The organism is Zunongwangia sp. HRR-M8, from assembly GCF_027594405.1.
In the GTDB taxonomy this organism is placed as follows: Bacteria; Bacteroidota; Bacteroidia; order Flavobacteriales; family Flavobacteriaceae; genus Zunongwangia.
On the sequence record NZ_CP115161.1, the window covers coordinates 2,143,930 to 2,156,083 of the forward strand.

Here is a 12,154-nt window from a genome sequence, read left to right on the forward strand (position 1 = left end):
CCTATTAAAATTGAATGGCTATTGATTAGTTTGTATATTTATGCTCCTAACTACAAAAAATCATATAAGGATGCACGTTCATCATTTACTTAATAATAACTCTATTGCTAATAAATTTATTGCCCAACTTCGTGATACCAGTATACAAAATGACCGTATGCGCTTCCGTAGAAATATAGAGCGATTGGGTGAAATATTGAGCTATGAATTAAGTAAAAAACTGAATTATTCTTCAGAAGAAATTACTAGTCCGCTTGGGATTTCTAAAGTTTCATTACCAAAGAACGAAATTGTGATTTGCTCGATTTTAAGAGCCGGATTACCACTACACACCGGTATTCTTAATTATTTTGATGATGCTGAAAACTCCTTTATTTCAGCCTATCGCCATCATCCAAATGACGATAAAGAATTTGAAATTAAAGTAGAATACTTGGCTTCTCCTTCAATCGAAGGCAAAACTTTGGTGCTTGCAGACCCTATGTTAGCCACAGGCCGATCTTTTGTAAATGTGATGCATGCGCTGAAAGAAATGGGTACCCCAAAGGAAATTCATCTTGTAGCCGTTATTGGAGCTGAAGAAGGTTTGAAACTTCTAGATGACGAATTCCCTCCACATACTCATTTATGGATTGCTGCTATCGATAAAGAATTGGATAGTCGCGGATATATTGTTCCAGGACTTGGGGACGCGGGTGATCTTTGCTTCGGAAATAAAAAACAGCATTAATTTCACTAAAATGGATAACCAATAGCAAAATTAAATACAGGTTTGCCGAAATCGTATGTCCAGCGTTGACCTTCTTCTAATGAAGGATCATGCATTGGCGCAGCAAGATCAAAACGAATAACAAACCCCTGGATATCTACACGCACGCCGACTCCTGTACCAATCCCGAGCTCGTTAGTAAAATTAGAGCTGAAGCGACCGCCTGGTAAATTTTCATCGCTCTTTGATGTCCACACATTACCAGCGTCAGCAAAAACAGCTCCGTTTACATACGGCGGGATTAAAGGAAAACGATATTCGATATTGGCTTCCAGTCGAATATTACCGGCGCGATCAAAATAATCGGTATCAATAGCATTGGGATCATCTGGATTGTTTTCTTCTTCATCACTTGGATTGTAAGTCCCAGGACCCAACTGCCGAGTTCTAAATGCTCTAACACTATAAGGTCCTCCAGAGAAATATTGCTTTGTAAATGGCATAATATCAGAGTTTCCATAAGGCATACCATAACCGGCAAATAATCTTGTAGCAATTTTGCTCCCTTCTCCAAAATTGAAATGATATCTTAAATCTATATCGAATTTGGCATATTGTGCATATTCCAGATTGAAAACTGTTTGTGGATCTTCATCAGAATTTCCACTTACAAGATCTAGCACATTTCCTGCTAAATCTAAAGTAGTATTCACAAAAACCTGATGTGTATCTTGTTGATCTACCATTCCATTATAAGTGAAATTATATATTGATCCTGCAATAAATTGTTGAGTAAAACTGCTTTCTAAATAAGGATTATTGTTTAAAATCTCATCAAATTCTGGAGTGGTATTAATAAGGTCTACATAGTTAATCGAAACAGGATCGAAACTATGGGTTATATATCTATTGGCATTCCAGATATATCCAAAACTTGCAGAAGCCGATCCCAAAGCAAAAAGCTGACTTCTTTTAAGATATTCAACATTCAAACTAATCTTAGTTTTTGGAATTTCATATTTAAAGAAGTTTTCTCTGGGAGTCCACGGAAACAATAACCTTGGGAAAATTAAATCACTACCCAAACCTAACTGAATACTGTTTAAACCTGTGTTATTTCCGCTGGCTATTTGTACTTCGTATCCAAATCTTCCCTGAATATTAATAATTTCGCCTCCTTTAAATAAGTTACGATTGGTTAAAGAAACCGCTAAACTTGGTCCTGCAAAATTGTTTGATTTTGTTACCGCTTGCAATTCGGCTCTAATCGCACGTTTATTCAATGGGGATAAATAGATATTGGCTTCAAGAATTCCAAGACTATCCGTTGCCAGTGTATCTATTTCTTGATAATCTATATTTATAAACTTGTAAGCTCCTATTGATCCTAAACGACGGCTAGTTGCTTTAGATACTTTTGGATCATAAAAATCACCTTCATCTATTAAAACAAAAGGATCTAGACGTTTGGGTAAAAAGAAAATACTATCCCTGTCCTGCACGTAGGTTTTTTCGTTAAAACGAATACTATCTTTAACGATCGAATCACTCTCTAAAGTATTATTTGGATAAATATTTACTTTTGAAATTTTATACGGAATTATCGCTTTATTAGGTACGTCCTTTTTTATTTTTAGATAAAGATCGAAACGCTTATTATCATATTGATTAGTATCTGCTTCAAAAATTAAAAAACCAGAGTTAAAGTTATAATATCCTTTTTCCTTTAGCCCGATATCCAGACGCTCTCGCTCTTGCTTCATTTTTGCCAGATCAAAACGCATTTCTTCAAAAAATTTACTTTCGTCAACTAAAGGTTTCATATCCCGGTAAAGCAACAAGCTATCGGCTACTAATTGATAAGATTCCATTTTGTAGGGTGTAGTTACACTCACATCATAACTTGCAGTACCCGTTTTTTTCTTTTCGTTGGTATCTACATCTGCACTTACCCTACTGTAGAAGAATCCACGATTCTCTAGACGATTTAAAATTAAATCCTGGGTATTACCAATTTCAACATCGCTTAAATACACTGGCTCTTCACCAATTTTTTTATTTAAAAATTTATTTATGATTCCGGGTTTTTCACGCTGCGCTTTATAATGAAAGTATAACCCAAAATAATTTCCTAAAAACTTCGTATTTGGTTTAGGAACTAATACGTTTTGAAGCTCTGTCTTCACTTTTTTTAAGTCATCTATTCCGGTAGTATCGGGTTTCATGGTAATGTTTGCACCGCGATAAAGGTATTCGTCTTCAGGAATATATTTATCTACACTACAGGCATTTACTAATACCAAAACGATTATAACTATAAGACTGTAATTCCTTATTTTCATTCTTCTTCCTCTTCTTTATTGGCCGGTTGTTCTTCTTGCTCCTCGCTTTTAAGAAGATTCTTCCACAGTTCGTTGTAGTAATTAAATTCTCGGGTAAATATTAGCGAAAGCCCACTTACGATAAGTTGACCATCGATTACATTTTCATATTGATTTCTTCTGAAACCTCTAACGCGGAATCTACCATCTTCAGTAATAAGATATTCTAAACTAACATTTCCTATTAGTGGATTGGTACCTTCTGGCCCTGAGTTGCTTCCCTCTAAATTTACCTGGCTACCTACACTTACGATCAAACGATCGTCAAATAATTTCTTTTGTGCATTAACATTTAAATCGGTTCGCTGGTCGGGGCTTTCACCCTGGTAGTCGGTATAGCTATCTACACCAAAATTAAGCTGCACTCCCGTATCACCTAACAATTTTTCTGAAAACATATTAAGCTGATCTGATAACGCCTGACTTATATTTTCTCTAGCCATAGCCATTGTACCGCCATTACTGCCGTCGGTACCAGCGTCTGGATAAAAACGGTTTAATACCAACAAACTAAAAACTTGTTTATTAAGTTGATTTTCCTGAGTATTTATTTGCTGAACTCTACTATACACCTGTCCACCTATAGCTCCCTGAGAGTCTTTTGGCATGTCTAATCCAAAAGTAAGCTGAGGTTGCATAATTTCACCATCTATATTTAAATATACTTTAAATGGTAGCTCCTGTCTAAACCTTTGTTTATCGCTACCACTACTATTTGAAATATTTGACGCCATTAATGCGTAGGCAGATGTTTCTATGTCGTAAACTGCTCTGGCATCTACCGTAGCATCCATAGGATCTCCGCTCCAACTAACCGAACTTCCTTCTGCAATCTCAAATCTTCTGTTAACAAGGCTATAAAGACTCATCTCGTAATGTCCTTTACTTATCGTGTACTTTCCGGTAAGTGTTGTCCTACCATTTGGAGAGACACCAAGTTGCAAATCTCCTTCTCCCTGAATTTGCAAATTATCATTTGTCTGTTCATTTAAAACTACGTTGATTACTGCATCATCGTTTATTTTTAAATGTGCATCAATATCGTATCCACTAAAAACATAGGATTTTTCTTCACTCTGCGTAAGAATGTCATCTGGGTTTTGTTTATTCACAAAATTTACAATCCCGTCACGACTTTGCATCTGCATTTCAGTTTCCGGAATTACATAGGTAACATCTGTATTTTCGCCAATTTCTAAATCGAGTTCTAACTTGGGTAAAGTAAGGTCTCCAGTTAGGCTGGCATCTGCATTAAAACTCGCTGTTCCATAAAATAAATCATTATCTTCTTCGGTAGAATTAAGAATATTAAAATTATTTGCTTTGAAACTTAAATCGAATGTTGGGTTTATAAAGCTTTCTGTTTCTAAAGTACCATCTACTGCAAAAGAATTTCCTTTAGTATCTCCTATTTTAAAACTATTGAAATATATGCCTTCATTGTCCAATTTTAACGTTTCATTCTTAAGTAGAAAAGGAGCATTTAGCATCGACACGGTAAACTGAGCTTCACTAAAATTTAGCTCCCCTTGATATTCTGGAGTAGCCGCCGTACCTCCTAATTTTATATTTCCTGAAAATGATCCTTTACCATCCTTCAAGGTTCCCAAAGAAAAACCAGTCACCGCACTCATCTCAACTTTGTTGAGATCTAAGTTCATATCTAGGCTGGCGGTTGTATCTGCAGCGGTATAGTTTCCGGTAAGATCCATATCTATAGCGCCTTCCTTCATTCCCAGATCAAACTTGTACTTCTCTGCGCCTATAGCAATTCCGCGTAGTGACAGTTTTCCAAGTTTTACATCCATCGATTCCAAATGGTCTATATTGAGGTCTGCCAAAATTCCGGTTTTACCAAAAGGCTCTACAAGGGCAAATCTTCCATTCATATTTCCTTCAGCTAATTTTACTTCAGGATTTAAGAAATTAAGCAACGCTGCCAATTTATAGTTATTAAAAAGCATTGTGATATTCTCTAAATTCCTTTCGTTTTCCTGATTGACTAATTCAAATGACTGATCACTTCTTGAAATTTTAAAATCCTTAAATTCGATGGTCTTTCCATCATAAAGTAGTGCATTGTTTTCTGGAATGTTCCATTTGTTTTTATTCAGAATTAAATTTTCGCTACTTACAGTGTATTTAAAAGTATCTTCATTTTTAGACAATCTTGAATATACATTTACAAGTGTATCGCTATCATAAACTGAATTGAAATTCATTAAAAGTATTCTATTCTCAAGATTGGCTTTTAACTGCGTTTTTTTAATCGCAAGCGGGCCATAACTTATAGAATTAAATCCTAAACTGAAATCCATATCTTTTCTATCAGACTTCACAGAAATCCCTAAACTATCTACTAAAGCCCCGTAATATTTAACGAAAGGTAATTTAACATCGGCATTAAGCTGGTGCTTTCTTTCATTAAAATCTACATCTATAGTTATTGTATCCAGTTCTTCTAAATTCACCAAGAAAACTTCATTAAGAATAGGAGCCTGAGAAATTTTCCCCTTCAGAAATAAATTTACGGGATTCTTTACGGTGTCGGTATTATCTTCTTCGGTTAAATAATTTTGATAATGACGTCTCAACGCATTACTAAAATCTGCCGGACTCGCATTAGATCGAAGATCTAAATCTACCATTTTATTATCTACTTTTACAGAAGTTGAATCTGGCCGAACGTGCGCCGACAAATTTAAATTCCCTAGTAAATAGGTTTGGCTATCGTAAACAGCAACACCGTCTTCTATTTCTGCAGATGCATCGTACTCTTTAGAGTTTCCTTTAAAAGATCCATTTAGTTTAAAACCGGTTCTTATATTTCGATTGGCTATACCAAGTGCTGCCAAATCTGCACCATCTAAATCTAAATCCAATTTAAATTCTGGCGAAACCGAATCTAACACAACATTTGCGACAAGATTTGTGTTTAAATTATCGTCTTTATAAGAGCTTTTTACATCACCAATACCATCTGTTATATCACCTGTGATTTTTAAATCTTTAATAGGATAATCATTATAAGTAAAGCTGCTAATGTTTGTTTCTAATTGCGCATCTAAGGTATTCATAGAATTACCACTCCCTTTTGCTTGTAAAGTAAGGTTCAATTTCCCTAGAGACGGATTTTGAAGTAATTCTCCTAAACCAAGACTATCGATTTTCACATCAGCATCAAATGCTATTTCTTTGGTGTTCTGGAAGTTTCCTTTAGCGGCAATTGCCCCTAAGCTTGAATTTAAAGTGGCATCTGCTTCGATATCATTTGGCGTGCCTGCAAGACTTCCACTAAGACTAATATCTTTAGGTAAAGAAACGCCTAATTGTTTTTCGTCTAAGAAATAATTTAGATCCTTTTTAGTAGATTTCGCTTTAAAACGAGGAATATTAAAATAAATATTATCGGGATCTGTTGCATTTTGAATTTGCCCATTAAGTACTAAAGAAGTCTGGCTACCCCAAGAAATATTTGCTGAAGGTATTTTTATATTGGCGAGTGTCCCGTTTGCGCTAATCCTTCCCGTAACCAATTTACGACTTAAAGCTTTTACATATTGATTTTCTTGAAGTGCGGGCTGAAACCTAAAAACTTCATTAATATCTAATTGAATTTCTGATAGATTAGCTTCCACAGTTACAGCCTCTGGATTTTCTATCAAAGATTCTATAGAATTATAAGACAAATTCGCTGCCCCTTTAATTTCATTATTATTTAATGCTACCATTAAATTCTTAATATTTAAATAAGAATTATCCATAGCAATTTCAGTAGAAAAATCTCTTAACTCTAATCCTGAAGCTTCACTGAAAGTAATGTTATCTATATCTGCATTTACCTGACGGTCTGCTAGTAGTAGATTTCCCATCTTCAGGTTCAGATTTCTCAATTTCAATGCATTCGCATTAAAAGTTCCTTGTTCTATCTTAGCACTATCTACAATGTAAGCGATATTGTTTTTGGCAAGGTCAATATTTTTAACTTCTACTTTCCAAACGGGCCAGGTAAATCCAGCAGTATCTGTTTGCGTGGAATCCTGATCTTCAGATTGTGCTGTCTTTGTTTGCATTCTTAAAAGCGCATTGGCTTTTTTAAGCTGAACTTTATTTAGCTTAATTTCATATTTCCCAAGATCCATATTAGGCATTTCAGCCAAAAATTCTGGAATATGAATATCAGCGAGTATCCCATCTGGATCAGATTGATATTTTGCATTTACATTATTTAAACGAAGCTCATCTACCTCTATAATAGGTAAAGGCGCTTCAGAATCTTCGCTTGGCGGTAAGGGCTTGGTTTGTTTATAAACTACCATCGTATTTTTTAGCGACGCATCTGCCACTGCAAATTTCATATTCTGAAGGTCGGTATTACGCATAGAAACATTTAATTCCCCCAGTTTAACTTCAGCATCCATCCCTGTAACCTCATCATTATAATTTACGATAATGTTTTGAAGATTTACATCCCCAATACTAATTTCCATGGGAGACGATGTGGTATCTTGTGGCTGTTGTTGCTGTGTGCCGGTAGAATCTGAAGCAGCAAAAGCATCCATCAAAAATTGGTAGTTGAAACCTTTAAGACTATCTTTTCTATAAATATTGGCCTTAAGTCCTTTTAGATCTAATTCATTTAAACCAAACGCCCCTCCTTTTATAATTGGCCAGATGGGAATATTTGCTTCTAAATTGTGAGCATAAACTAGTGTATCTCCCTTTTCATCTTCAAGATATAAACCTTCCAAACTAACCGCGCCACCAAAAGTGATAAATAATCGATCGATATTAACCTCGGTATTTGTTTTATCCTCGATAGTAGAAACTACCTTATTTACAATGATATTTTGTCCCCAGGGACTTCGGATAAATAGAATAAGCAGAATTAAGAATATAAGTATACCCGCTAAGATCTTGGCGGTAATTCTTAGTGCTTTTTTCAGTTTTGGATACTTCTTACTCAAATGTAGGATGTCTTATGTAGTTGTGGAAATTCCGACTGCAATTAAATACTAAGAAGGCATATTCCTGCCTATATTCTTATAATCTTCTGTTAAAATTAAAAATACAAAACTGTGGAATAGATTCCACAAAAGCTTAGAAAAATTCAACACTTTCTCAAATGTACTCAAAAATGGTCTTTGTTCAATTAATTTTTAAATATCAAGCTAACTATTGATTAACAGTAACTTAAATTATAATAATCGAATTTTGATAAATCTTGGACGAATTTTTGACTTTCCTCTCGCCAATTGTGAAAGAAGTTTGATAAGATGTTATTATGCTAAAAATAGACATAATTCTAAAATGCCTTAATAGTAGAAATGATTTTAGAAAGACTCTTTTATTAAACTATAACCACTAAAAAATTTAAAAAATGATGAGAAAGACTTTAGCAGTATCAATTTTTTCAACGGCTCTTTTAGCCTCATGTGTTTCTAAGAAAAAGTATGTCGCTTTAGAAGGAGAACTAAATGATACTAAAACCACATTACAAAAAACGAGAGTTGAAAAAGAAGAAATTGAAGATAAATATGCCGCTATAGAGGAGCGCGTTGCCGATTATAACGCAAAAATTAATTCGCTACGTTCTTCTAATGACGAAAAATTAGAATTGAACGATGTAACGGCAATGTCTAACAAAACTAAAGAGCAAATGAGAAAAACCATTGCAAAAATGGATGCTTCTCAATTAGAAGGTGTTGAGACAATTGAAGATTCGATTAATGCTGCGATTTCTTACAATTTAAAAAGTCAAATTACCGAAGGTAAAGATGGCGACGATGTAGATATCACCGTAGATAAAACAGTAGTAATGATCAATGTTTCTGATAAATTACTATTTAGAAGCGGTAGTTACAGATTATCTAGAGATGCGCAACCGCTACTTAAAAAACTTGCTGAAGTGATTAATAGTGAACCGGCAATGGAAGTAATGGTAGAAGGTCATACCGATGATCGCACAATGGTAGAAGATTCTTGGTTAGAAGATAACTGGGATCTAAGTGTACGCCGTGCAACAGCTGTAGTTAGACAATTACAGGATAAATATAATGTAGATGGTTCTAAGCTAATCGCTGCCGGAAGAAGTAGTTATTCACCTTTAGTTGAAAACACTTCTAAAGAAAACATGTCGAAGAATAGAAGAACAAGAATTGTGGTAATACCAAATCTTGATAAATTTTTCGCAATGTTAGATTCTGAAGGGGAAATCTAAAATCGCACCTAATAAAAACTATAAAGCGGAACATCTAAGTTCCGCTTTTTTTATGCCTTGTTTTAAGAGTTTTTTAAATCAAGCTTAAGTTTGATTTTTGAACATTATGCCTCTATTTTTTTATATTGAAAAGAAAAATTATGAGCGCAAATAAGGAAAATAAAGATCAGGAATTACCTTACAACCCTGAAATCACTAAAGACGATCAGCAAGCCCTTAACGAAAAAGGAAGAAGCATGAATAAGGGCCAAAACGCAGCAATAGATGATAAGCAAACGAATAATGATTTTGCAGCAAAAGATCTGGACATCCCGGGAAGAGAAGATGCAGATACAAGCAGCACCGGTAATGATATTCCTGATGAAGAAAATAAACAGTTTAATAAGCGCGGCGCTAAACCGGACTATCAGAAAGAAAGGGAACACCAAAATTCCGATAAAATGATTTAGATTTATAGGTCTTGAATATTTCAGCTACAGCAGAACCGGAAAGTTCTGCTGGACACTATCCCGTAAAGTGTGTAAGTTTTAAATAAGGGGGTTTGGCTTTATTACTTAAAGTCGAACCCTTTCTTCATATATAGTTAAGAACTGATTGAGGATAATTCCCCAGTTTCTAACCGGCATAGTCCACTTTTTTGTGGCTTCCCTTAATGCCAAATATACTGATTTCATAACAGCATCATCTGTTGGGAAGGATAATTTATTCTTGGTGTACTTCCTGATCTTACCGTTTAAATTTTCAATCAGGTTGGTGGTGTAAATGATACGCCTGATCTCGAGTGGGAATTCATAGAAAACTGTAAGATCTTCCCAGTTGTCTCTCCAGCTTTTAATAGCATAGGAATACTTGTCATTCCAATTGCGTGCAAAATCCTCTAGGGCAGCTTCTGCGGCCTGTTTGGTCGGAGCATCATAGATGAGCTTCATATCCTTTGTAAAGGCTTTTTTATCTTTCCAGACCACATACCTGCAAGCATTCCTGATCTGGTGGACTACACATATTTGCGTTCTGGATTCCGGGAATACGTTTCTAATGGTATCGGTAAATCCATTCAGGTTATCTGTAGCGGTGATCAGAATATCCTCCACACCACGGGCTTTCATATCAGTAAGTACGCTCATCCAAAAAGCCGCAGATTCATTCTTACCCAGCCATAGGCCAAGAACCTCTTTCTTTCCATCCCTCCTAAGACCTACTGCGATATAAATCGTTTTGTTGACTACCTTGGAGTTCTCTCGTACCTTAAACACAATCCCATCCATCCAGACAATAAGATAAACCGGCTCTAAAGGGCGGTTCTGCCAGGCGACAATATCATTGCTAATCCGGTCAGTTATTCGGGATATGGTGGAAGTAGAAACATCAAAACCATAGACTTCAGAGATCTGTTCTTCGATATCACTATTGCTCATTCCTTTGGCATAAAGAGAGACAATTACATTCTCGATTCCATCAACCATATTCTGCCGCTTTGGAACAATCATGGGATTAAAGGATCCGTCCCTGTCTCTTGGAACCTTTATAGAATCTTCTCCATAGGAACTGCGAACCTTCTTCTGGGAATAGCCGTTGCGGGTATTACCTTCTTTAGATCGCTGGTTTTTCTCGTAATCAAGGTGACCATCAAGCTCACCTTCCAGCATTTTTTCCAGACCACGCTTTTGGAGTTGTTTTAGGAAATTACTGAGTTCTTCTCCGGATTTGAACTGCTTTAAAAAATCATCGTCAAATAAATCTTCTTTTTTCATTACTGTGTAAATATTAGAGGCCTGAAATTACAGGCAAGATTAAAAAAATATCGGGGTTTGCAAACCCCGATATTTTCTACTTACACAGTTTTTGAGATAGTCCCTTCTGCTGTTTTCATTTTCATGAATCTCCTTCAGCAATAAAAAAATTGAAATCGGCGTTATATTCATCTAATTACTAATATCTTCAATACGATATAGTTTTTATGCAATCTGTGGAATCTGAATTTACTTATTGCCCAAGCTTTCAATGATCATAAACCTGAATTATGCTTTACCATGCTAACCATTAAACCTCTTCAAACATTATTATTAGTAGTTTTCGGTATTTTTTATTTGAGCGTTAATGCTCAAAAAGTTAGTGGTTACTTATATGATAGTGAAGGCATCGTTTCAAATTTCAAGATAAAAAATCAAAACCAGGGATTTTATACGGAAACAAACGAGAGAGGTTTTTTTGAAATCTCAGCTAAGGTTGGAGACAGTATTCTATTTAATTCTATTGCTTATAATAGATATACATTAGTTGTAAAAAAAACAGATTTCAATAAGAATGTTGTTGTAGAACTTAACTTTAATACTTTAGATGAAGTAAAGATAAATAGTGGTAAAAGTTTTAAAACCGATCCAGATCAATTAGATGATGAACTTAATGCAGGAATACAATACAGCATTAAAAATAATCCATTAGATTATCGTCCCAGTAACGGAAATCTATTAGAAATACCTCGATTAATTATAGGCCTATTATCTAAGAAAAACGGAAAAACAAAAGTTACTACTGAAGAAGAAAAAGTTTTAGCACCTGAAGATTATCACCAACTCTTTGAAACCAATAATTTGTTTAATGCTGAATTTTTGAGTGGAGATCTTAATATCCCAGAGCATCAGCATTATCTTTTTATCGACTATCTGGCAACGAAGAATTATACCTCAGCGGTGCTTCAAGAAAATAGGAAACTAGATTTCATAGACATACTTCATCGAGCCGCAAAAGAATTTCACGAGCAGCGTATTTCCGAAGAAAATAGATAGCAGCTAATGGTTCAAAAAAGAAAACCTCTTGCTTTCACAAGAGGTTTTCTTTTTTTAT

7 protein-coding genes are annotated in these 12,154 nt (G+C 35.1%); 4 read left to right on the forward strand and 3 right to left on the reverse strand.

The window, feature by feature from the left end; translation table 11 throughout:
* Positions 1–70 precede the first annotated feature (70 nt).
* A complete protein-coding gene (upp, locus tag PBT89_RS09300) occupies positions 71–730 on the forward strand; it encodes a uracil phosphoribosyltransferase (RefSeq protein WP_270061247.1) in 660 nt (219 codons plus the stop codon).
* A gap of 5 nt (positions 731–735) precedes the next feature.
* On the opposite strand, the gene tamL is transcribed toward upp, so the two are convergent.
* The gene (gene tamL, locus PBT89_RS09305; RefSeq protein ID WP_270061654.1) at positions 736–3,051 is read right to left on the reverse strand and encodes a translocation and assembly module lipoprotein TamL; all 2,316 of its coding nucleotides are present in this window, start codon (positions 3,049–3,051) and stop codon (positions 736–738) included.
* Positions 3,048–8,057, reverse strand: a complete 5,010-nt coding sequence (locus PBT89_RS09310) for a translocation/assembly module TamB domain-containing protein (protein WP_270061655.1) — start codon at positions 8,055–8,057, stop codon at positions 3,048–3,050. The genes tamL and PBT89_RS09310 overlap by 4 nt, the downstream gene beginning before the upstream one ends.
* A gap of 416 nt (positions 8,058–8,473) precedes the next feature.
* On the opposite strand from PBT89_RS09310, the gene PBT89_RS09315 reads away from it, so the two are divergent.
* Positions 8,474–9,310 carry an OmpA/MotB family protein gene (locus PBT89_RS09315; RefSeq protein WP_270061442.1) on the forward strand — a complete coding sequence of 279 codons (837 nt, stop codon included), beginning with the start codon at positions 8,474–8,476 and terminating at the stop codon, positions 9,308–9,310.
* A gap of 140 nt (positions 9,311–9,450) precedes the next feature.
* A complete protein-coding gene (locus PBT89_RS09320) occupies positions 9,451–9,759 on the forward strand; it encodes a hypothetical protein (RefSeq protein WP_270061656.1) in 309 nt (102 codons plus the stop codon).
* 105 nt (positions 9,760–9,864) lie between these two features.
* Here the strand turns inward: PBT89_RS09320 and PBT89_RS09325 are convergent, their stop codons facing one another.
* Positions 9,865–11,061: an IS256 family transposase gene (locus tag PBT89_RS09325; protein WP_270061650.1), complete on the reverse strand. Its 1,197-nt coding sequence runs from the start codon at positions 11,059–11,061 to the stop codon at positions 9,865–9,867.
* A 279-nt stretch (positions 11,062–11,340) separates the two neighbouring features.
* Here PBT89_RS09325 and PBT89_RS09330 point away from each other — a divergent pair, with 279 nt between their 5' ends.
* Positions 11,341–12,096, forward strand: a complete 756-nt coding sequence (locus tag PBT89_RS09330; protein WP_270061657.1) for a hypothetical protein — start codon at positions 11,341–11,343, stop codon at positions 12,094–12,096.
* The last annotated feature ends 58 nt before the right edge of the window (positions 12,097–12,154 follow it).

Excerpts from the sequence above, each read along its gene's own strand:
- tamL (WP_270061654.1), bottom strand. The coding sequence starts at position 3,051 with ATGAAAATAAGGAATTACAGTCTTATAGTTATAATCGTTTTGGTATTA.
- PBT89_RS09315 (WP_270061442.1), top strand. The coding sequence starts at position 8,474 with ATGAGAAAGACTTTAGCAGTATCAATTTTTTCAACGGCTCTTTTAGCC.
- PBT89_RS09325 (WP_270061650.1), bottom strand. The coding sequence starts at position 11,061 with ATGAAAAAAGAAGATTTATTTGACGATGATTTTTTAAAGCAGTTCAAA.
- PBT89_RS09330 (WP_270061657.1), top strand. The coding sequence starts at position 11,341 with ATGCTAACCATTAAACCTCTTCAAACATTATTATTAGTAGTTTTCGGT.
- PBT89_RS09320 (WP_270061656.1), top strand. The coding sequence starts at position 9,451 with ATGAGCGCAAATAAGGAAAATAAAGATCAGGAATTACCTTACAACCCT.
- upp (WP_270061247.1), top strand. The coding sequence starts at position 71 with ATGCACGTTCATCATTTACTTAATAATAACTCTATTGCTAATAAATTT.